This window comes from Polaribacter sp. (assembly GCF_036480315.1).
GTDB lineage: Bacteria > Bacteroidota > Bacteroidia > Flavobacteriales > Flavobacteriaceae > Polaribacter.
Window position 1 is genome coordinate 1 of the sequence record NZ_JAZGGG010000026.1, and the last position, 21,312, is coordinate 21,312.

At 29.1% G+C, this 21,312-nt stretch carries 22 protein-coding genes; 13 read left to right on the forward strand and 9 right to left on the reverse strand.

The window, feature by feature from the left end; translation table 11 throughout:
• Window positions 1-210: 210 nt before the first annotated feature.
• Complete coding sequence (locus V3V28_RS05270; protein WP_331363981.1) at window positions 211-1,023, reverse strand: RDD family protein; 813 nt, start codon at window positions 1,021-1,023, stop codon at window positions 211-213.
• 22 nt (window positions 1,024-1,045) lie between these two features.
• Here V3V28_RS05270 and V3V28_RS05275 point away from each other — a divergent pair, with 22 nt between their 5' ends.
• The 8 genes from V3V28_RS05275 to V3V28_RS05310 all read left to right on the forward strand — a co-directional run bounded on the left by V3V28_RS05275 (window position 1,046) and on the right by V3V28_RS05310 (window position 8,901).
• Complete coding sequence (locus tag V3V28_RS05275; protein ID WP_331363982.1) at window positions 1,046-2,011, forward strand: stage II sporulation protein M; 966 nt, start codon at window positions 1,046-1,048, stop codon at window positions 2,009-2,011.
• Window positions 2,011-2,718 carry a hypothetical protein gene (locus V3V28_RS05280; protein WP_331363983.1) on the forward strand — a complete coding sequence of 236 codons (708 nt, stop codon included), beginning with the start codon at window positions 2,011-2,013 and terminating at the stop codon, window positions 2,716-2,718. The genes V3V28_RS05275 and V3V28_RS05280 overlap by 1 nt, the downstream gene beginning before the upstream one ends.
• A 53-nt stretch (window positions 2,719-2,771) precedes the next feature.
• On the forward strand, window positions 2,772-3,923 hold the full coding sequence (locus tag V3V28_RS05285; protein ID WP_331363984.1) for a DUF4350 domain-containing protein: 1,152 nt from the start codon (window positions 2,772-2,774) through the stop codon (window positions 3,921-3,923).
• Window positions 3,924-3,926: 3 nt separating this feature from the next.
• Window positions 3,927-4,931, forward strand: coding sequence for an AAA family ATPase (locus V3V28_RS05290; protein ID WP_331363985.1), 1,005 nt, complete (start codon window positions 3,927-3,929; stop codon window positions 4,929-4,931).
• Between the two features lie 174 nt (window positions 4,932-5,105).
• Window positions 5,106-6,440, forward strand: coding sequence for a DUF58 domain-containing protein (locus V3V28_RS05295; protein ID WP_331363986.1), 1,335 nt, complete (start codon window positions 5,106-5,108; stop codon window positions 6,438-6,440).
• A 35-nt stretch (window positions 6,441-6,475) separates the two neighbouring features.
• Entirely contained in the window at window positions 6,476-6,892 is a 417-nt protein-coding gene (locus tag V3V28_RS05300; RefSeq protein ID WP_331363987.1) for a DUF805 domain-containing protein, read from the forward strand.
• Between the two features lie 111 nt (window positions 6,893-7,003).
• A complete protein-coding gene (locus V3V28_RS05305) occupies window positions 7,004-8,200 on the forward strand; it encodes a multidrug effflux MFS transporter (RefSeq protein ID WP_331363988.1) in 1,197 nt (398 codons plus the stop codon).
• Entirely contained in the window at window positions 8,197-8,901 is a 705-nt protein-coding gene (locus V3V28_RS05310) for a pseudouridine synthase (protein WP_331363989.1), read from the forward strand. The genes V3V28_RS05305 and V3V28_RS05310 overlap by 4 nt, the downstream gene beginning before the upstream one ends.
• A 377-nt stretch (window positions 8,902-9,278) precedes the next feature.
• Here V3V28_RS05310 and V3V28_RS05315 read toward each other — a convergent pair whose 3' ends face one another.
• The 6 genes from V3V28_RS05315 to V3V28_RS05340 all read right to left on the reverse strand — a co-directional run bounded on the left by V3V28_RS05315 (window position 9,279) and on the right by V3V28_RS05340 (window position 14,778).
• Window positions 9,279-9,458 carry a CPXCG motif-containing cysteine-rich protein gene (locus V3V28_RS05315; RefSeq protein ID WP_331363990.1) on the reverse strand — a complete coding sequence of 60 codons (180 nt, stop codon included), beginning with the start codon at window positions 9,456-9,458 and terminating at the stop codon, window positions 9,279-9,281.
• Entirely contained in the window at window positions 9,458-10,459 is a 1,002-nt protein-coding gene (locus V3V28_RS05320) for an NADP-dependent oxidoreductase (protein ID WP_331363991.1), read from the reverse strand. The genes V3V28_RS05315 and V3V28_RS05320 overlap by 1 nt, the downstream gene beginning before the upstream one ends.
• 47 nt (window positions 10,460-10,506) lie before the next feature.
• Window positions 10,507-11,052 carry a PepSY-associated TM helix domain-containing protein gene (locus V3V28_RS05325; RefSeq protein ID WP_331363992.1) on the reverse strand — a complete coding sequence of 182 codons (546 nt, stop codon included), beginning with the start codon at window positions 11,050-11,052 and terminating at the stop codon, window positions 10,507-10,509.
• Window positions 11,053-11,061: 9 nt separating this feature from the next.
• Complete coding sequence (locus tag V3V28_RS05330; RefSeq protein ID WP_331363993.1) at window positions 11,062-13,050, reverse strand: alpha-ketoacid dehydrogenase subunit alpha/beta; 1,989 nt, start codon at window positions 13,048-13,050, stop codon at window positions 11,062-11,064.
• A 111-nt stretch (window positions 13,051-13,161) separates the two neighbouring features.
• Entirely contained in the window at window positions 13,162-13,641 is a 480-nt protein-coding gene (locus tag V3V28_RS05335; protein WP_331363994.1) for an Lrp/AsnC family transcriptional regulator, read from the reverse strand.
• A 78-nt stretch (window positions 13,642-13,719) separates the two neighbouring features.
• Entirely contained in the window at window positions 13,720-14,778 is a 1,059-nt protein-coding gene (locus tag V3V28_RS05340) for a M14 family zinc carboxypeptidase (protein ID WP_331363995.1), read from the reverse strand.
• Window positions 14,779-15,126: 348 nt separating this feature from the next.
• On the opposite strand from V3V28_RS05340, the gene V3V28_RS05345 reads away from it, so the two are divergent.
• A complete protein-coding gene (locus V3V28_RS05345) occupies window positions 15,127-15,477 on the forward strand; it encodes a helix-turn-helix domain-containing protein (RefSeq protein ID WP_331363996.1) in 351 nt (116 codons plus the stop codon).
• A gap of 9 nt (window positions 15,478-15,486) precedes the next feature.
• Complete coding sequence (locus V3V28_RS05350) at window positions 15,487-15,771, forward strand: hypothetical protein (RefSeq protein ID WP_331363997.1); 285 nt, start codon at window positions 15,487-15,489, stop codon at window positions 15,769-15,771.
• A gap of 3 nt (window positions 15,772-15,774) precedes the next feature.
• Here V3V28_RS05350 and V3V28_RS05355 read toward each other — a convergent pair whose 3' ends face one another.
• Window positions 15,775-17,634, reverse strand: a complete 1,860-nt coding sequence (locus V3V28_RS05355; RefSeq protein WP_331363998.1) for a B12-binding domain-containing radical SAM protein — start codon at window positions 17,632-17,634, stop codon at window positions 15,775-15,777.
• A gap of 219 nt (window positions 17,635-17,853) precedes the next feature.
• On the opposite strand from V3V28_RS05355, the gene V3V28_RS05360 reads away from it, so the two are divergent.
• On the forward strand, window positions 17,854-18,735 hold the full coding sequence (locus tag V3V28_RS05360) for a hypothetical protein (RefSeq protein WP_331363999.1): 882 nt from the start codon (window positions 17,854-17,856) through the stop codon (window positions 18,733-18,735).
• A gap of 385 nt (window positions 18,736-19,120) precedes the next feature.
• Here V3V28_RS05360 and V3V28_RS05365 read toward each other — a convergent pair whose 3' ends face one another.
• The gene (locus V3V28_RS05365; protein WP_331364000.1) at window positions 19,121-19,612 is read right to left on the reverse strand and encodes a MarR family winged helix-turn-helix transcriptional regulator; all 492 of its coding nucleotides are present in this window, start codon (window positions 19,610-19,612) and stop codon (window positions 19,121-19,123) included.
• Between the two features lie 111 nt (window positions 19,613-19,723).
• Between V3V28_RS05365 and V3V28_RS05370 the strand changes: the two genes are divergently transcribed.
• Together V3V28_RS05370 and V3V28_RS05375 are read left to right on the forward strand one after the other, a co-directional pair.
• The gene (locus V3V28_RS05370; protein ID WP_331364001.1) at window positions 19,724-20,803 is read left to right on the forward strand and encodes an alanine racemase; all 1,080 of its coding nucleotides are present in this window, start codon (window positions 19,724-19,726) and stop codon (window positions 20,801-20,803) included.
• A gap of 14 nt (window positions 20,804-20,817) precedes the next feature.
• Window positions 20,818-21,195 (forward strand): RidA family protein, encoded by a 378-nt coding sequence (locus V3V28_RS05375; RefSeq protein WP_331364002.1) that lies wholly within the window; start codon window positions 20,818-20,820, stop codon window positions 21,193-21,195.
• Window positions 21,196-21,312 lie beyond the last annotated feature (117 nt).

The following is a 21,312-nucleotide window of genomic DNA, read 5'->3' on the forward strand; positions in this document are numbered from 1 at the left end:
TAATACCTCTAAAATTTTCTCGTAATTTGCTCTAAAGCTGTTCATCTATTTAAATGTTTGAAATTCAATTAAATATACGATTCTCTTAATCAATGAACAGCTTTTTTATAATGCACAACAGGTAAAGAACTATATGAAATTATGATACTAATAAAAATTTTAGAATATTACAATAGATATAATAATATGTAGTTTTTAAGGAATTTATAGTTACATATTTTGTGTGTAAAAGTTATAATCTTTTAAAACCGCGTCTATAAATTCTTTGTCGGTTTTATGTTTAGAAGTAATACCTGTTACTTCTAATATTTTAGAGCGGAGTTTTATAAGGGTTTTATAATCATTAAATTTTGATGCATTTCTAAAGGTTTCTTTAATAATACGTGCATCATTATCAGATAATTTAATAACGTTAGGATATGTTGGTATATATTTATTAGAAATATTCTCAAGAATGGTTTCAGAGAATTTTACTTCATCTTTTATAGCAATAACAACAGTATTTGCAATAATATCACCAAATCTTTGACTCTTATTTGTGGATAGAATCAATAAAAAACCTAACATTTTTCCAAATAAAAACAACAACCACAATAACTCTTCTCTACCATCTAAACCTAAAGAAGCAACATAAACAAAAATTAATATAAAGAGGTTAAAATCTATAATACGTAAAAACCAACGCATAATATAATCGGTTATTGAAGGCTTAAAACCATCAATATTTATCACTTTTATTTTCATTAATTTTTTACCAACAGTTTGTCCGTCCATTAAAATTTCTGAATACAAAGAATAGAATGTTATGGGCAGAAATATAAGAATATCTATGGCTTTTAAAGTCCAATTATCATCACCAAATGCAGCTTGAATTAATGTAAAGTCGAATACTTTTATTGAAAAATAAATATAGGCAAACTTTAAAAGGTTATCAATACTAAATGCCAAGAGCCTTTGACCAACATTTGCCAAGGCAAAATTGATGTTTACATTTTGTGCAGTTTTTATTTGCAGTCTTTTCATACAATGTTTAAATTCGCTCTTAATGAGAGAGGTCGCTTTTATAAAGCAAAATAAAGAAAAATGGCTCGAATTCGAACAAGGATTTTCAAATAAAGAGAAAAAAAGTCCAGATGACATTGCCAACCTGCATATCAAGATCATGAATGACCTTGTATATGCGCAAACATATTATCCAAAAAGTAAAGTTACATTATATCTTAATAAGCTTGCCAAGACTAGCTTTGACAAAGTTTATCACTCCAAAAGAAAAGATAAAAACCCACTACTCTACTTCTTTTTTGATAAAGTACCACTACTCTCTTATAAATACAGAAAATACATTTACCTCTCATTTATTATTTTCTTTTGTTGTTTTTTCATCGGATTACTATCTACTTTTAATGATGATAGTTTTGCAAGACAGATTTTAGGAAATAATTATGTAGATACCACTTTAGAAAACATAGAAAGTGGCGATGCTATGGCAATTTATAAAGGCGGAAGCAATTGGGGAACTTTTATAGGTATTTACGATAACAACCAAAGAGTTGGTTTAAATATGTTTCTTTCTGGTTTGTTTTTAGGTATAGGAACTGCTTTTTATATTATTTATAATGCCATTATGGTGGCCGTTTTTCAAGCTTTTTTCTATCAACATAATAGTTTTTTTGATAGTATTAAAGGAATCTGGATTCATGGAACTTATGAAATTTTTAGTATGATTATTGAATCTGCTGCAGGTTATATTATTGGCGCAAGTATTTTGTTTCCGGGAACATTAAAACGTTTCGAATCTTTTAAAATAGGAATTAGAGAAGCTTTTTACATCTTTATTAGTACTATTCCATTTACATTAGTTGCTGCAATTTTAGAAGGTTATATTACAAGATATTCTAATATAATGCCAACAATTCTTTGTTTTCTAATAATAGGAATTAGTTTGGTGTCTATCAGTTATTATTATTTAATATTACCATTTAAAGTGGCCAGAAAACATCAAATCTATTAATGAAGCAAAGAATCCTCTTTTTATTTTTGATGGCCTTCTGTGTTTTTACACATGCACAAATACAAGAAATAGACTCTACTGCTGTTATTAAAGACACCATTATCTATGCTAAAAATATAGATTTTACTTCAAAAAGAGAATTCAAAGACAACTTAAAAGAAAAGTATACTGATGAAGATTTCATCTATACAGAAGTTAAAGAAGAAAAAAAAGCGGCTACTCCTAACCTAGGTTTTATGCGTGCATTTATGTCTTTTATGACGAATGTTTTTCCATATTTATTAGGTGGAATTATCATATTTATCATTCTAAAAACATTTTTAGGATCAGAAGTTAGTTTTTGGAACTTCAAAAAAAATAAAAAAATCGTTTCAGAAAAATTAATTTTTGAAGATGAAGACATTCATGAAATAGATATTGAAGCTTTATTAAAGGATGCAATTTCTAAACAAGAATACAGATTGGCTATTCGCTATTATTATTTATCGGTTTTAAAAGGATTGTCTTCTAAAAAAATAATAGACTATCATAAAGACAAGACCAATTCAGAATATCTTTTCGAAATTGAGAACCAAGAAACTAGAAGGCAATTCTCTTATTTATCATATGTGTATTCTTATGTTTGGTATGGAGAATTTCCAATAGATGAAATTAAATTTAAATCTGTGGAAAGTAAGTATAAATCATTTTTAAAATCAAACATTTGAAAGGATTTACACACATAAATAAATATGCCTTTTTGTTAATTTTACTACAGCTAATGAGTTGTAATAAAACTAATTGGCAAGAAAATTTTAAAGAGAAAGAAAAAAGCCCGTTTGGTAATTATATTGTTTATAATGAAGCAAAAAATCTTTTTAAGACAGAAGAAGTAACACTTTTAAAGGAGAATTTTTACGATTATTTATTTCACAATTATAGTGAAAGAGGAGATTTTGGAACTTATGTCTGTATTAAAAATAGTGCTTACAAATTAACAGATAGCGGAATTGACAATTTATTAGAATTTGTAAAAAATGGGAATGATGCTTTTATTGCTCTTAATTATTTTAATGAAGACTTAAAAGAAAAGCTAGGTTTTACGACCAATAATTTAGACAAAAAGGCAAATTCTGTTGCTGCTTTAAGGGATCTAAAAGGAGAATTCTATCTAGAAAACGACCATTTTACAAAAGAGGTTTATGAGTTTGATAGAAATATTCGCAGAAATTATTTTTTAGAATACAAAGAAAATAGCACTATTGTACTAGGAGTCACAAAAATTGATGGTGAGAAAGTACCTAATTTTATCAAAATTTATCATGGTAAAGGTGCTTTTTATTTACATACAAATCCGGTTGTATTTACCAATTACAATATGCTAAACGGTAAAGAAGACTATGCAGAAAATGTACTTTCTTATGTGCCTAATAATACACTTTTGTGGGATCCACATATTAAATCGAGTAAGTTTGAGAATAAAAAAAACGATAACACTTCCGTTTTTAAATTCTTTCTAGAGCATAAAACATTAACCTGGTTTTTATTTGTTTCTTTAGCAGGAACTTTACTGTTTATGCTTTTTAACGCAAGAAGAAAACAACGACCAATTCCTATAAAGGATCCTTTAAAAAATACAACAGTTGCTTTTACACAAACCATTGCCAATTTGTATTTAAAAGAACAAGATCATAAGAATTTAATAGATAAGAAAATTGCTTTTTTTCTAGAGAAAGTAAGAACAAAATACTTGATTGATACTGGGAACTTAAATACTATTTTTATGGAGAAATTAGCAGCAAAATCAGGTAATGACAGTCAAAAAACAAAATATTTAATAAATACAATTATTGCTTTAAATAAAAAGCCAGAATGTTCTGAAGAAGAACTGATTGGGTTGTATAAAATGATAGAAAATTTCTTTAATAAGTAAGATATGGAAACAGAAAAAAACGAACAAACATCAGAAAATATAGCTTTTGAAAACAGAATAGATTTGTCTGAATTACAGGAAAGTGTGTTCAAAATAAAACAACAGTTACAAAAAGTAATTGTGGGTCAAAAAGACATGATGGATTTGCTAATTGTCTCACTCCTAGCAAACGGACATGTACTTATAGAAGGTGTTCCAGGAGTTGCTAAAACAATTACTGCTAAACTGTTATCTAGAACTATTGATGTCGATTTTAGTAGAATTCAGTTTACGCCAGATTTAATGCCTTCAGATATTTTAGGAACTTCAGTTTATAACTTGCAAACATCTGAATTTGAGTTTAAAAAAGGACCAATTTTCTCTAACATGATATTAATTGATGAAATTAATAGAGCGCCTGCAAAAACGCAAGCTGCCATGTTTGAAGTAATGGAAGAAAAGCAAGTTACAATCGATGGTTCTACGTATAAAATGGACGAACCTTTTGTAGTTTTAGCTACGCAAAACCCAATTGAACAAGAAGGAACCTATCGTTTACCAGAAGCGCAATTAGATCGTTTTTTATTCAAAATAAACATCGATTATCCGAATGCTGAAGAAGAGTTAGAAATCATTACAAGAGAACAATCTTTAAAAGATAAAACTAAAATAGATCAAATAGAAAAAGTAGTTTCTGGAGTAAAAATAATGGAGTTTAGAAGTTTGATAAAGAAAATTAGTATAGAACAAAACTTACTGAAATATATTGCTAATATTGTTGTGAACACACGTTCAAATTCCTTTTTATATTTAGGTGCTTCGCCAAGAGCAAGTATTGCTATTTTAGGCGCTTCAAAAGCATTTGCAGCTATTGAAGGACGCGATTTTGTAACGCCAGAAGATATTAAACGAGCAACAATTCCGGTTTTACAACACAGAGTAATTGTAACTCCAGAAAGAGAAATGGAAGGTTTAACAAGCAAACAGATTATTGAACAGATTATTGAAGCGGTTGAAATACCTAGATAGATAATTTTTTCTGTCATTTCGAAAAGAAAAACGATTAAGAAATCTCATTAATAAAATAAATAAAAAGTTCTCGATACAATTTCGCTAAAAAAGCGAAATCACTCGAACAGACAGAATGCATTCAAAACGAATAAACATATCAACAATTAAACTAATAAACAGTTACACAGAACATTGAAACACTTTTACAACACATTATTCTTAAATAATAGATTTTTCTATGCAATAGCTGTTATATCGCTACTATTTGTAGTTGGTTTCTTTGTACCTATATTTTTTGAAGTTTCAAAAGTATTATTATTCATCTTGGTCATTTTAGTTTTTGTAGATGTTTTTATTCTATATAATTTAAAAAAAGCAATTGATGTAGAACGTATATTACCAGAAAGACTGTCTAACGGAGATGAAAATAAAATCACCTTACTTCTATCTAATTTATATGGTTTTAATGCACATGTATCTATTATTGAAGAATTCCCATATCAGTTTCAAAAACGCGATTTTAATTACAACCTTGTTTTAGCTTCCAAAGAAAATAAAACAATTCACTACAACTTAAAACCAACAGAAAGAGGTGTTTATAATTTTGGGAATATTAATGTATTTGCAAGTTCTCCTTTACAACTAGCAACTAAAAAATATGTTTTAGGAGAAGGAAAAGAAGTAAAATGTTATCCATCATTTTTAAAATTAAGAGAATTCGATTTTAAGGCATTTACGAATAAATCTACCGCATACGGAACCAAGAAAATAAGAAGAATTGGGCATTCTTTGGAGTTTGAACAAATTAAAGAATATGTTTCTGGTGATGATATTAGAACTTTAAATTGGAAAGCTACTGCAAAGAGAAATCAGTTAATGATCAATCAATATGTAGAAGAAAAATCGCAACCTGTTTATTCAATTATTGATAAAGGTCGTGCCATGCAAATGCAATTTAACGATTTAACCTTGTTAGATTATGCTGTAAATGCAACTTTAGCAATTAGTAATGTTATCTTAAGAAAGCAAGACAAAGCGGGTATGTTGTCTTTTTCTACCAAATTAGAAGATTGGGTTGTTGCTGAAAAAAGAAACTCACAAATGAGTTTAATTTCTGAAGCTTTACACAATATAAAAACCGATTTTTCAGAATCAGATTTTAGTGCATTGTACGCTGTGGTTAAAAGAAAAATCACACATAGAAGTTTATTGATTTTATATACAAACTTTGAAACTATGGATGGTTTAAATAGACAACTCTCCTATTTACGTGCATTGGCAAAAAATCACTTAGTATTGGTAGTTTTCTTTAATAATACGGAGTTAGATAGTTTAATAAATCTAAAAGCAGAAAATATAGAAGATGTTTACGATACCATAATCGCAGAAAAATTCATGTATGAAAAAAAACGAATTGTAAACGAATTAAAAAAATACGGAATTCAATCTGTACTTACAAAACCAGAAGATTTAACAGGCGATACTATCAATAAATATTTAGAGTTAAAATCTAGAGGTTTGTTTTAGTTTTTTATCTAAATTAGCCTTTATAAAAAAAAACTATGGATTGGTATTTAAAAGTATTAAAGCAGTATGCAGATTTTTCTGGAAGAGCAAGACGTAAAGAATTTTGGATGTTTATGCTTTTTCACTTTATAATCGTTTTATTAATTGTTTTCTTAATGATTTTTTCAACTGGATATTTAGATTCTAACGAAGAACCAAATTTTGTAGTTTTAATCGTTCTTCTTATTTATTTTTTAGGAACTATAGTTCCAACATTAGCTGTAACGGTTAGAAGATTACACGATATAGGAAAAAGTGGGACATGGTATTTTATTAGTTTTATACCTTATATAGGTAGCTTTTGGTTGCTAATTTTAAATTGTATGGACGGTGAAAGCAAATCAAACAAATGGGGTCAAAACCCGAAAGGATTAGGAAACGATATTGTAATAGATCAAATTGGGAAGGAATAATAAATTTCAATTTAAGTTATATAAAAGAGCTGCACTTTGCAGCTCTTTTTTTGTCGTAAAAAGGATAGAAACTACTGCAAATATCATCCTTAAAAAACTACTTTTGTAGCCATGGAAATTAAGCAAAAATCAGAACAAGAATTTATAATTGTAATGGCGTCTTTAATGTCTTTAGTAGCATTATCTATAGACGCTTTACTACCTGCATTAAATGATATTGGTTTTTCTGTTGGAATTACAGATTCTAAAGATAATCAGTTATTAATTACAATGATTTTTTTAGGATTAGGTTTTGGTCAATTAATTTCTGGACCTTTATCAGATAGTTTTGGACGAAAACCAATTATATATGTTGGTTTTATCGTTTTTGCACTTGCAAGTTTAGTTTGTATTTTTGCAACCAGTTTAGAAATGATGGTTTTTGGTAGAATTCTTCAAGGAATTGGTCTTTCTGCTCCAAGAACTATAAGTATAGCAATGGTTAGAGATCGTTTTAGTGGTAATCACATGGCGAGAATTATGTCTTTTGTTGTAGTAATTTTCATATTAGTCCCTGTTGTTGCTCCGGCTATTGGAAAAGTGATGTTAGACTTATATGGTTGGAGATTCATTTTTTACAGTCAGTTATTATTTGGTTTTTTTGTGATGATATGGGTTTGGAAACGACAACCAGAAACATTAAAAATTGAAAATAGAAAGAAAGTAACACCTTCACTTTTTATAGGCGGTATAAAAGAATTTCTAAAACATAAAAATGCAGTAGTTTTTACTATTTTTTCTGGGTTTGTTACTGGCTCTTTCATGGTTTATTTAAGTGCTAGCCAACAAATTTTTCAAGAACAATATGATTTAGTTGAAGAGTTTCCCTTTATTTTTGCAGGTTTAGCAATTGGTGTAGGTTTAGCTACATTTTTAAACGGAACATTTGTAATGAAATTAGGTATGTTTAAACTAGTGTCTATATTTACAGTTGTGTTTACAATAATTCCACTTGTTTATATTATTTTGTTTTATGGAGAACCAAACCCTTCTAGTACTATTTTAATTACATTTTTTGTTTTAGAATTTTTTGCTTTAGGTTTTCTATTTGGAAACACAAGAGCTTTGGCAATGGAGCCTATTGGGCATATTGCAGGAATTGGTGCAGCAATAAATGGATTTGTATCTACCGTTATGGCAGTTCCTATTGCTACATATATAGGTAGTTTTATAGATACTACAGCTTTACCACTTTTTATAGGTTTCTTTATCTGTGGTACGTTCGCTATTTTATTAATTCAGTATTTAAAATTTTCTGATAAAAAATGAGTTTAGAAATAATTTTTGAAGATGAATATATTATCTGTGTAAATAAACCTAATAATATGTTGGTACATCATGCGCATCATTCTAGAAATGTTGCTGATGAAACTTCTCTTTTACAATTAATTTTAGAGGAAACTGGCTTAAAAGTATATCCTATTCATAGATTAGATAGAAAAACTTCTGGAATTATTTTATTAGCAAAAGAAACGGTTCATGTTTCTAAATTTCAAGATTTATTTACAAATGATGCAATTCAGAAAACTTATTACGGAATTGTTAGAGGCTACTCACCTACTTATAAAATTATAGATTCACCTGTAAAAGGGCGTGATGCAAATGTACATAAAAAAGCGTTAACACATTTAAAAACACTAGCGCAAATTACATTAGATATTCCTGTAAAACCGTATGATTCTTCTCGTTATAGTATGTTAGAATTATCGCCTAAAACAGGAAGAATGCATCAATTAAGAGTGCATACAAATAAAATTAGTCATCCATTAATTGGAGACCCAAAATATGGAGATAAAAACCATAATATTATGTTTGAAGAAAATTTTAAATGCGTAAATATGTTTTTGCATGCTGGTAAATTAGAATTCAAACATCCTTTTACTGCAGAAGAGTTGATTTTAAAAGCTCCTTTTCCAACAGATTGGATTGCTCTTTTTGAAGAGTTTAAATGGAAGAATCCTTTATATTAATGATTTAATAGAAGTATTTTGAAACTTGTTATTCCTGCGTAGACAAGAATCTATACAAGCATTATAAATTAAAACTACCGTTTTTCTATTTCTGCATATTGTTAGAAAGTTTTCTTTTTATTACTATTTATGGGTTCCTGCTTTCGCAGGAATGACAAAATCTAGTAGTTTTTTTACAATTCAATATTTTTTAATAATTCTATAAAATTAACAAACAAGTTTAGCCCTGATTGCAGCATTTGTTTGAGCTCTTTTTTAGTGTCAGTTCGTGTAAATTTTGAAGTATGAAAAATTTGTTTCGAGAACAAACTAAAAAAAGCGAGTGCGGAAAGCAGGAAATAGCTTCAAAAAAAAATCTACAAAAACAGGATTTCAATTTATTGTTCTATTGATTGAGTATTAAACTCAATTAATTCATTACCTTCAAAAATTGGAGTAACTTCTATGGGATTACAACAAACTTCACAATCTTCAATATAGGTTTGTTGACGAATACTTGTGTCAAAAAGCATCGAAATTTCCTCCCAACAATGTGGACACTGAAAAAAGTGTTCCACTACTCTATAACTTTAAGAACTAATTTTCCATTTTTATCTCCAGAAAACAATCGATTATAGGTTTCTTGGAAATTCTCAATTCCTTCATAAACATCTTCTCTAGATTTTAGTTTTCCTTCTTTCATCCAAACTCCCATTTGTTTTGCAGCTATGGCATAATCTTTAGCGTAATCCATAACCACCATTCCTTGCATGGTAGAGCGTGTAACTAGTAAAGATAAATAGTTACTTGGGCCATCTATTTTAGATTTGTTATTGTATTGAGAAATTGCACCACAAATTACAACTCTAGCATGCATTCTTAATTTACTTAAAGCTGCATTTAAAATTAGACCGCCTACATTGTCAAAAAAGACATCTACTCCTTTTGGGCATTTCTTTTTTAATGCGGTATAAATATTTTCGGATTTATAATCGATTGCATCATCAAAACCTAATTCGTTTTTAATATAGTCGCATTTTTCTTTTCCCCCCGCAATACCAATTACGGTACACCCTTTAATTTTTGCAATTTGACCTACAATAGAACCAACTGCACCTGCAGCTCCAGAAACTAACACAATATCTCCTTCTTTAATTTTACCAACTTCTTGAATACCGAAATAGGCAGTCATTCCTGGCATTCCTAAAGTACCAATATACATTGGCATTGGTGCTAAACGTTCGTCTACTTTATACCAACCATCTCCGTTTGTAACCACATATTGTTGTACGCCTCCCCAACTTGTAACACAATCTCCAATTTCAAATTTTGGATTATTATTGTTTTGTATAACCTTTCCTATAGAACCGGCTCTCATAACTGAATCAATTGCCATTGGAGGAATGTAAGATTTTGTATCATTCATCCAGCCACGCATTGCGGGATCTAAAGAAACATAATGTTGTTGAATTAAAATTTCTCCTTCTTCTAATTCTGGTATTGCATTGTTCTGTAATTCAAAAACATCAGCTTCAACATTACCAATTGGGCGTTTTTTAAAAATAACTTGTTTGTTCATCTATAATATTAAATTTGTAGAGTCTAAATATAAAAAAAAATGCAGTTTTATGCTAATAATAACAAAAATACAATTGGAAATAGTAATCCTGCCAAAGCTAGTTTCCATCCACGTTTCTTAAATGTATTCTTTCCTGCAGAAATAAACATTCCAGTAAATGAGAGCACTAACATTGCAATTCCAAAAATATCTGAATACCAAATCCAAAAACTATTTGTAGTTTGATGTAATAATATTGTTTGTCCAACAAACGGAACTAATCTTTTAAATTCTAAAATACCTTCTCCAGTTTTTAAATCTGTATCTAAAATTGCTTTTCCTTCAAAATAAACTCTTAAAGAACCATTTCTAACTCTATGACTTTCATAGGTTAATTCTAAATCTTTTGTTGCATTAATTATGAAATCTTTATTTATATCTTTTGTGTTTCCTGGTAAGGTAATATTCACTTCTTTAGAATCTATAACGTATTCTTTTGGGTACCAGTCTTGTCTATGGTTTAAAATAATTCCAGAAAATGAAAATGCAATTAATAATCCTACATAAAAATAGGCAATATCTCTATGTAAGCCTCTATTTGTAATCTTTTCCATAATTTTATTTTAGTAATCTATTAGCTCTTTTAAAGCTAATTCAAATTGATTTTTTGCTAAATATTGTTTTTCTAAATTGGGTTCAAACGGAATTGGTGTTTCTAAACTACCAACTCTTTTTACAGGAGCATCTAATTGATGAAAACAGTTTTCTGTAATTAATGCAGAAACATCACTTGCAATTCCTCCAAAGAGTGAGTCTTCTTGCAAAACAATAGCTTTTCCTGTCTTTCTTACAGATGAATATATAGTTTCAACATCTAAAGGTTGAAGCGTTCTTAAATCGATTAAATCTGCATGTATGTTGGAATTATTAACTAAAGTATCTAAAGCCCAATGAACTCCTGCTCCGTAGGTGATAATTGTAACTTCATTTCCTTCTTTTAATAGTACTGCTTTACCAATTGGAAGCGTAAAATATTCTTCTGAAACTTCTTGATAAACAGAACGATAAAGTGCTTTATGCTCAAAAAACAACACAGGGTTTGGGTCATTAATAGCTTCTATTAATAAGCCTTTTGCATCTTGTGGAAATGCAGGATATACTACTTTTAAACCAGGAGTTTTAGTAAACCAAGCTTCATTTGTTTGGCTGTGAAAAGGGCCAGCACCAACGCCAGCACCACAAGGCATTCTAATTACAATATCTGCATTTTGATTCCATCTATAATGAGATTTAGCCAACAAGTTTACAACTGGATTAAAACCAGAAGAAACAAAATCTGCAAATTGCATTTCCATTACTGATTTTATTCCGTTTACTGACAAACCATATGCCGCAGAAACAATTGCCGATTCACAAATTGGCGTATTTCTAACGCGTTCTTTTCCAAATTTTTCTACAAATCCATCAGTAATTTTAAAAACGCCACCGTATTCAGCAACATCTTGCCCCATAATAACTAAATCATCATATTTTTCCATAGATTGATTCAATCCTTCAGAAATAGCATCAATTAAACGAATTTTATTCTTATTATTTGATGGTTTTATTTCTTGATATTTATGGTTTCTATAAACATCATTTAATTCTATTTCTAAATTCGGAATTATCTTTTCTTCATCAGAAGCAATTTTTAAATGCTCATTTATTTCCTGTATGATTTCTTTTTTTAAAGAAACTTCAATTTCTTCCGTTAAAATTCCTTCCTTTTTCAAAAACTCTTGATAGTTTTCCAAAGGATCTTTTGCTCCCCAAAAATCTAATAAATCTTGCGGAACATATTTTGTACCACTCGCCTCTTCATGACCACGCATTCTAAAGGTTTTAAACTCTAGTAATATTGGTCTTGGGTTTTTACGAATACTTTTTGCAATTTCAGAAACTTTAGCATACACTTCAAGAATATTATTTCCATCAATAATATGAGATTCCATTCCGTATCCTATTCCTTTATCAGCAATATTTACACAATTAAATTGCTCTGAACTTGGTGTAGACAAACCGTAGCCATTATTTTCAACACAAAACAAAACAGGTAAACTCCAAACTGAAGCAACGTTTAAGGCTTCATGAAAATCACCTTCACTTGTTCCTCCTTCACCCGTAAAAACAGCACAAATTTTATTATTATTCTTTAACTTATTGGCAAGAGCAATACCATCTGCAATACCCAATTGTGGTCCTAAATGAGAAATCATCCCTACAATGTTGTATTCTTGGGTACCAAAATGAAAGCTTCGGTCTCTACCTTTTGTAAAACCATTCATTTTACCTTGCCATTGAGAAAATAATCTGTGTAATGGAATTTCTCTTGTTGTAAATACACCAAGATTTCTATGCATTGGCAATATGTATTCATCTTTTTCTAAAACAGATGCTACACCTACAGAAATTGCTTCTTGTCCAATACCAGAAAACCATTTAGAAATTTTTCCTTGACGTAAAAGGATTAACATTTTCTCCTCGATTAAACGAGGTTTAAGCATGTTTTTATATAATTGAAAAAGAATTTCCTTATTTATAGAATTTGCATTAAACTCAATTTTAGTACTCATAAATTGTAAATTTCGTAATAACAAACATAGTCATAAAGAAGTATATCGCATAAAAAAATCCTTATCATTTTACTGATAAGGATTTTTTTAAATATTAAAATAAATGTAAGTCTACAATTCCTTAAAGATTGCGTGCATCATTCTCTTTTTATCATTAATGCTTTCTTCTAAAGCAATCATTGTTTCGGTTCTATTTACACCAGGTACATCATCTATTGCATAAATAATATTTTTGGCGTCGTTGGTTCCTTTTGCTCTTACTTTACAGAAAATGTTATATTTTCCTGCAGTTACATAAGCAACAGTTACGTTAGATATTTTTCTTAAATTGTCTATAACGTTCTGTGTCATAGATGTTTTTTCTAAAAATATACCAACATGTGCTATAAATGAATAGCCCATTTTTTCGTAATTTAAAGTTAAAGTAGAACCTTGAATAATACCTTCATCTTCCATCTTTTTAACACGAACGTGAATTGTTCCTGCAGAAACTAATAATTGTTTGGCAATATCTGTAAAAGGTGTTCTTGCATTTTCAATTAAAATGTCTAAAATCTGATGATCAATTTCGTCTAATATAAATTTTTTCATTTTTTTTGCGTATTATTCATTTAACTCTACAAATTTATGAATAAAATTTAGTTAATCAATCGAAAATATGAGAAATATCTAAAAATTAGAGCCTTCGAAAACGATTTCGTTGTGTCCAATATGTAATTTTAACACTTTTTCGTCAATTTTCTTCAATTTTGAAACTAATTGATTATCAATTATTTTATCTTCATATTGATATGCTTTATCATTTTTTGAGTCCGCATATCTATGAATTACATCATAGAAAATCTTGTCATTATTCGGGATATTAAAGTATTCTTCATAATCATCAAAATTTGATGAATTTGCAATATGACAAATTCCTTGAAGCAAAGAATAAAAAGTATATTTTCTAGACTCTTCTCTATTATAATCATTCGGGTAATGCCCAGATTCGATTAAAATTGTATTGTAACCTAGTTTTTGGAAGTTATCTCCTGTTGCAGTTGGGTAAAATTCGTCTGTATATCTACCAACAAAATTAGGAATAATCTTTTGTAGCATTTTATTCATAGCTACAATAACATTCATGGTTTGTTTTCTACCTGTTGTAATTTCTCTTGTAATTTCTTCTGAAGGTGCTAAAAAAGAAATAGTAGCTGGGTTTTTAGTTCCTTCAACACTAAATATGGTTCTTTGATCGTGAAGGTTAAAACAAAACTGCGGATTAAATTCTTCTAGAATACTTCTTAAGAGTACACTTTCTTTAGCAACTCTATCTACAACATCTCTATTTAAATCTACATTATTAGCATTTACTCTTGTGTACGCTTGCGAACCATCTGGATTTAACATTGGTATAAAAACTAACGTGCATTCCTTTAAAAGGATTGAAAATTCTTTTTTATCAGCATTTAAGAAACAATTAAAAAGATCAAAAACTGCTTTTGTGCCCGTACTTTCATTTCCGTGCATTTGAGACCAAATTAAAATCTTCTTTTTTCCGTTACCAATTTTCAATCGCATAATTGGTCTGTTTTCTTCAGAAGTTCCTATTTCTGAAACTTGAAATACAGATTGATATTTAGTAAATATTTTTTTAATATCATTAAAAGTAATCCACTTTCCGTAAAGTGAAGTCTCTTTTTGTTCTTTATAAATGTTCTCTAAAAATTCTTCAGTAAGTATTTTCATTTTTTTATTGCTAATAATATTTGTCAAAAATACAGCATTCACATTTGTTAACAAACGAAAAAGTTACAATTGTAAATTGTAGAATTATTACAAATGTAATCTGTAGATGTTTGTAGGTCTGTTACTTTTGTAAACAACCTACTTATTTAATGTTACAAATAGACATTTATAAGATTACTTGAATTGATTTTCACTATACATAAACATTAGTTAATTCTTTTTTAAGTGTTTATGGGGTTTACATAAAGTTTTACTTTAATTTATTACGACGCTTTTTTATATTTAAAGTTAATTCCTTTTGTAGCTAATCACAGAAGGTTTACATTTGTAAAATATTAAACAATTACAATGGTAAACACTTCTGAATTCACTGCTCGCTTAAAAAAAGTAATGGATTTCCATCAACTTTCTGCTTCTTTATTCGCAGATAAAGTTGGTGTACAACGTTCTAGTATTTCACATATTCTATCTGGAAGAAATAAACCAAGTTTAGATTTCATTCTAAAAGTAACATCAGAGTTTATAGATGTTGATATTCAATGGCTGTTAAATGGAAAAGGTGTTTTTCCTAAAAATACAGAAAACCCTGCTCCTATTCTTCCTTCTTTATTTAATGAAACTTCTAAAAGTGATGGAAAAAAAATACAACGTATTGTCGTTTTTTATAATGATGGTACTTTTGATGAATATAAAAAGTAGAATTTTAATATGGATGGTTGGGGTTCTTTAACAATGTTAATCAAAAGACAAGAAGCTTCTAAAAATAGAAAAGCGGCTTTAAGATATGAACTTCAAAAAAAGAAAGAAAATTATTTTAATAATAATACTTATGAATTAGAGTTTCCAAAAATTTCTAATTCTGAAATGAAAGTATTGAAACAAGAAATCAGAAAAAAATACAGAAACAATAAAATTAAAACGATTATCTTAAACATCTTAATTCTCGCTTTTGTATTATTTCTTTTTTATTATATTTTCAACAATAAAAAATAATTCTTAATAATCTAAAAAATTGGCTACCAAATTATTTTCTAAAGTTATTTTAGGAACCTTAAAATTAAAATAATCTTCTAAAGGAATCTCAAATCCCTTATAATTTAAATACTTATTTAAAGCCAAATTTAAACCTTCGCTATACAAGTGATGCTTTGCTCCTGTTGGATCTTCATGATACAAATCATTCTCTGCAAAACCTTTAAATTCTGGACCAATAATCTTTATTTGAAATTCATTTGGATTTTTACCAACCGGACTATGACTTGTACAGGCAAATTGATGCCAAAATGCAGATTGAATACAATTGTTGTAGAACAATTGACGCACAACTTCTAAAGAGTCAATCGTTTCTTGGGCAGTTTCTGTTGGAAAACCAAACATTAAATAGGCATGTACCATAATGTTTTCATCAGAAAAAGCTTTGGTAACTCTCGCAACTTGACCGATATCTACTCCTTTTTTCATTTTTGCCAATAACCTGTCAGACGCAACCTCCAAGCCTCCAGTAATCGCAATACAACCAGATTTTGATAATAAAGCACACAATTCTGTAGTAAATGTTTTCTCAAAACGGATGTTGGTCCACCAAGTAATGTAAACTTTACGTTCTATGAGTTTGTTTGCCAACGCTCTTAACATTTTTGGTGGCGCTGCTTCATCTACAAAATGAAAACCTGTAATACCTGTTTCTGATATTATTTTTTCAATTTTATCAACCAAATCGTCAGCAGTTGTATTTTGGTAATTGCTAATATAATCTAGATTAACATCGCAAAAAGAACATTTTTTCCAATAACAACCATGAGAAATAGTGAGTTTATTCCACTTTCCGTCTGACCACATTCTGTGCATCGGATTCATAACATCTAAAAAAGACAAATACTTTTCTGTTGGCAAACCAATATAACTTGGCGCTGGTAAATTTTTATGATGAAAAATAGTATTCGGTTTCTTATCTGCATATATAACTTTGTTCTCTCTACAGATATAAGTTCTTTCTAAAGACTCCTCGCCTATTTTACCTTCAATAAATTCAGTGATTCTTAACAACGGACCTTCGCCATCATCTAAAGTAATAAAATCTACAAAATCAAAAATACGTGGATCCGACAAACGTCTTAATTCGGTGTTGCAATAACCGCCACCCATTCCTATTTTAATAGTAAGATATTTTTGTTTTATAAATTGCGCACATCGCAAAGCGGAAAATAAATTACCAGGAAAAGGGACTGTAAAACAAACTAAATCATACGTATCTTGCTGTAATTTCTCGTCTAACAAATACAACATTTCATCTTCGATTAACGTAGTTTCGTATTGTAAACATTCGTCTAAAGTATTAAAACTAGAAGCTGCTCTACTAATTTGTTCTGCATACCTCGTAAAAGAGAAAAACTCATCTACATTGGCATTTATAAAATCGCCCAATTCTTCTACAAACAAAGTAGCAATGTGCTTTGCTTTGTCTAAAATACCTAGTTTACCGAATTCTACACTTAAATCTTTGTCTAATTTAATACGTCTGTGTCCGTGTGGTAAATAATCTTTATGCATAATTTGATACGCTGCCGTAACTTCTTGCACACGTAAATAATTCATTACAGAATCTACTTTATTTATATAGTCTTCTTTTTGCTGCCAAACTAAAGGCAATTCTTTATTACCAAGCATTTGTGCTTGTTTAAAAATTGCGTCTATAAATTCTTTGGTAAACACTGCGGTAAACAACTCGATACTTAAATCTATCTGTGTTGTTTTTACATCTTTAGAATCTAAAAAACCTTTAATATACGCGGTTGCAGGATACGCGGTATTTAATTGTGTAAAAGGTGGTGTTATTAAAAGTGTGTTTATAGACATGTATTCTTGTAAAATGCAAAGATACTATCTGATATGGTTAGTTTTACTTGAAATTTAAAAATACTTATTCTAAAATAAAATACAGTGATTAACAAACTGGTATTTTTCCTCTTGATATTCTGCTTAAAAAAAACGAACTTCGCTACCTACGAATAATAAGTCATTAACATAACGTCAAATTCATATTTACGACTAACAATAAGAAAACCTAAACAAGTAATGAAAATTAGAATATTAATTTTAATACTAGGAATTATCACATTTAATTCTTGTCAATTTAATAAATCTGCAAATACTGACTTAATTACTGGAGCTTATTCAAGAGGAAATGGAATTGAAAGTGATGATGTTATCATAGAAATAAATGGACAAATTGAGAAAAGAAATGAATTTGTTTTTGGCGAAAAAGTAAATCTTGTTTTTAATAATATTACTGGTTTAACTAATTTAGAAAATAAAACCTTTCCAGGAATTTCAATGTATATTGTAAAGAATAAAAAAGACACTGTTCTTTCAAACCCTAACTTATTGGAAAGTTTAGAAAACGGAACTGAACATTTTCCTCTAAAATTATACGCAAATTTTGTATCTACTTTTCCGTATCAAAATAATGAAAAGTATAAAGTTTTTGTTAACATCTGGGATAATAAAGGCAAAGGAGAATTCACATATGAATTACCATTCACAATAAAAGAAAATAATTTACTAAAAATAGAAAACAAAGGAATTGAGTATTCAAAAATATACTTGTGGAATGAAACTAAAAAACAACCAGTTATTAACCAAAATGTTAATTTCGAAGATTTATTAATATTAATACTTGATGATATTGAAGGTCTGGAATTAAGCAATAAAAAAGTTTTTCCGATTTTCTCAATCGATCTTGTAGATAGTGAAGGAATTAAAATCATTTCAAATAAGAATTTATTGAGTGATTATGAAAAAGAGGGAGTAAACCCTAAGGATTTAAAGAATCAATTAACAGCAAAACTCACTTTTACGGAAGGAACTATTAATAATCCTTGCAAATTAATTGTAAAATTAAAAGACAAAAATTCATCAAAAGAAATTAACATAAGCACTGAATTAAAAATAAATTAAAGTTGCTATTACCATTTATAATTAATTGCATCTATAAACACTGCGGTGACAACTCGATACTATCTTAATTAGGAAAAGTAGCTAAAAATTTGGTTGACTTTACATACAGATTCAAAAGTTTTCTTATTTAAAAAAGATAATAAAAACAGGTGTTTTCCCCTTTGATTTTCTGCTGAAAAAAACCGAACTTCGTTAACTATGAATATAAGTCATTAAAACGACGTCATATTCGTGTAATCGTTACCTGCAAGCACCACAGACGAAAAATCGTGCTAAAAAGAAAGAGCCAACCGCACAAATTGCACATTTGGTTTTTGCCAACGCTAAAAGTCAAAACACAAAAAACCAAAAGAGCAATTTTTCTCCGACACTCACCAACAAATAATTAATCCAAAGATTTCAATAACTTTTTCAGTAAAATTGAAAGTGCCATATTTTCAGTTTTATTTAAAATTTTTATAGCATCACTCGCCTCAACAAATCGTGTTTCAATGGCTTTATCTATTAATTTAAATCCCTTTTTAGTTAAACCGACTAATTTTATCCGACCATCTTTTGGATCTGGAGAACGATAAATTAAGTCTAATTTAGTCAATCTATTTAATAAGGCTGTCATTGCACCTGAAGTTATCAAAACCGACTTCATTAATTGTGATGGTGTTAATTCATAAGGTTTACCTGAACGTCTAATGGTTGCTAAAACATCTAAATCCGTATAATGAATGTTATAAATAGATAACGATTTACTTGCTCTTTTTTCAAGTACTTTGCTTAACTTTAATATACGTCCAACCACTTCCATAGCAGATGTATCTAACTCAGGTCGCTCTTCTTTCCATCCACTAATTAATGAATCTATTAAGTCTTTTTCATTCATATCTTATAAATTTAAAAACAAACAAACATACAAATAATATCTTTACGTAAAGATATTATTTGTATGTTTGTAAAGTATCTTTATATAAAGATATTATTTAAAACTAAAATTATGATAACAAAACCGACACTTATTTTAGACAAGAAAAAATGTAAAGAAAATATCATTACTATGTTTTCAAAAGCAAAAAAACATAATCTAGAATTTAGACCACATTTTAAAACACATCAATCATTAGAAGTTGGATCTTGGTTTAAAGATGCTGGAGTAGAGAAAATTACCGTTTCTTCAGTATCAATGGCTGAATATTTTTCTACGCAATGGAATGATATCACAATTGCTTTCCCAACAAATATTTTAGAAATTGAACCAATTAATGCATTGGCAAAAAGCATCACTTTAAACCTCTGTATAGAAAATAAAGAAAGTATATCATTTCTAAGTGAGCATTTAAAATTCAAAGCAAATATTTTATTGAAAATGGATGTAGGCTATCATCGAACAGGAATAAGCCCAGATAATAGCGATTTAATCAAAATAATTTTAGAAAAAATAGGTGAAAATCCATTACTAAATTTTATTGGTTTTTTGGGTCACGCTGGTCATACCTACAAATGCAGAACACACGAAACAATTAAAGAAGAACATTCTAAAAGTTTAATGATTATGGCTAAACTAAAAAGTGAGTATAAAATCCGTTATCCGAACCTAATCATTTCATTAGGTGATACACCAAGTTGCAGTGTTGCTGAAGATTTTTCAGGAGTTGATGAAATTAGGCCAGGAAATTTTGTTTTTTACGACCTCACTCAAAATCTAATTGGTTCAAATTCAATTGCACAAATTGCAGTTGCCTTGGCTTGCCCAATAGTTGCAATACATAAAGAACGTTCTGAAATTATCGTTTACGGTGGTGGTGTTCACTTTTCCAAAGATAGATTGGAAGATAAAGAAGGTTTGGTATTTGGAAGAGTGGTTGAAAAAGGAACTAATTCTTGGGGAGATTTAATTCCAAATACGTATGTAAAAAGTTTGTCACAAGAACACGGAACTATCGCTGTCCCAAAAGAGGATATGGATAATTATAAAATTGGTGATTATTTAATGGTTTTACCTGTACATTCTTGTATGGCAGGAAACACAATGAAAAGTTATACCACTTTTGAAGGTGAGGTAATATCGAGACTATAATAAAAAACAATAAAATGAAAATAATAGACACTCCAAAAATGCCTAAAGCCAACGGACATTATTCGCAATGTATTGAACATAACGGACTATTATATCTTTCTGGGCAACTTCCAATTGATCAAAAAACAAAAACTATTCCTTTATCCATTGAAGAGCAAACAGATTTAGTGCTAAAAAATATTGAAAGCGTATTAACCGAAGCAGGAAGTTCTAAAAAGCAGATATTACAAGTACGAGTTTATATCTCGAACATTGAACTATGGGATAAAGTCAATGAACGATATAGTTTTTTCTTTCAAGAACATAAACCTACAAGATGTATCATTCCCACTCGTGAATTACATTTTGGTTGTTTGATAGAAATTGAAATTACGGCAATAGTTGGACAATAAAAATCATAAACTATGGAAATGGAGTTACTCATATCATTTTTATTGGCATCCATAACACTATCGTTAATGCCTGGCCCTGACAATGTTTTTGTACTAAACGAAAGCATTACCAAAGGT

Bases quoted from the DNA above. Each gene is read 5' to 3' on its own strand.
- V3V28_RS05270 (WP_331363981.1), bottom strand. From the start codon at position 1,023: ATGAAAAGACTGCAAATAAAAACTGCACAAAATGTAAACATCAATTTT.
- V3V28_RS05275 (WP_331363982.1), top strand. From the start codon at position 1,046: ATGAGAGAGGTCGCTTTTATAAAGCAAAATAAAGAAAAATGGCTCGAA.
- V3V28_RS05280 (WP_331363983.1), top strand. From the start codon at position 2,011: ATGAAGCAAAGAATCCTCTTTTTATTTTTGATGGCCTTCTGTGTTTTT.
- V3V28_RS05285 (WP_331363984.1), top strand. From the start codon at position 2,772: ATGAGTTGTAATAAAACTAATTGGCAAGAAAATTTTAAAGAGAAAGAA.
- V3V28_RS05290 (WP_331363985.1), top strand. From the start codon at position 3,927: ATGGAAACAGAAAAAAACGAACAAACATCAGAAAATATAGCTTTTGAA.
- V3V28_RS05300 (WP_331363987.1), top strand. From the start codon at position 6,476: ATGGATTGGTATTTAAAAGTATTAAAGCAGTATGCAGATTTTTCTGGA.
- V3V28_RS05305 (WP_331363988.1), top strand. From the start codon at position 7,004: ATGGAAATTAAGCAAAAATCAGAACAAGAATTTATAATTGTAATGGCG.
- V3V28_RS05310 (WP_331363989.1), top strand. From the start codon at position 8,197: ATGAGTTTAGAAATAATTTTTGAAGATGAATATATTATCTGTGTAAAT.
- V3V28_RS05320 (WP_331363991.1), bottom strand. From the start codon at position 10,459: ATGAACAAACAAGTTATTTTTAAAAAACGCCCAATTGGTAATGTTGAA.
- V3V28_RS05325 (WP_331363992.1), bottom strand. From the start codon at position 11,052: ATGGAAAAGATTACAAATAGAGGCTTACATAGAGATATTGCCTATTTT.
- V3V28_RS05330 (WP_331363993.1), bottom strand. From the start codon at position 13,050: ATGAGTACTAAAATTGAGTTTAATGCAAATTCTATAAATAAGGAAATT.
- V3V28_RS05335 (WP_331363994.1), bottom strand. From the start codon at position 13,641: ATGAAAAAATTTATATTAGACGAAATTGATCATCAGATTTTAGACATT.
- V3V28_RS05340 (WP_331363995.1), bottom strand. From the start codon at position 14,778: ATGAAAATACTTACTGAAGAATTTTTAGAGAACATTTATAAAGAACAA.
- V3V28_RS05345 (WP_331363996.1), top strand. From the start codon at position 15,127: ATGGTAAACACTTCTGAATTCACTGCTCGCTTAAAAAAAGTAATGGAT.
- V3V28_RS05350 (WP_331363997.1), top strand. From the start codon at position 15,487: ATGGATGGTTGGGGTTCTTTAACAATGTTAATCAAAAGACAAGAAGCT.
- V3V28_RS05355 (WP_331363998.1), bottom strand. From the start codon at position 17,634: ATGTCTATAAACACACTTTTAATAACACCACCTTTTACACAATTAAAT.
- V3V28_RS05360 (WP_331363999.1), top strand. From the start codon at position 17,854: ATGAAAATTAGAATATTAATTTTAATACTAGGAATTATCACATTTAAT.
- V3V28_RS05365 (WP_331364000.1), bottom strand. From the start codon at position 19,612: ATGAATGAAAAAGACTTAATAGATTCATTAATTAGTGGATGGAAAGAA.
- V3V28_RS05370 (WP_331364001.1), top strand. From the start codon at position 19,724: ATGATAACAAAACCGACACTTATTTTAGACAAGAAAAAATGTAAAGAA.
- V3V28_RS05375 (WP_331364002.1), top strand. From the start codon at position 20,818: ATGAAAATAATAGACACTCCAAAAATGCCTAAAGCCAACGGACATTAT.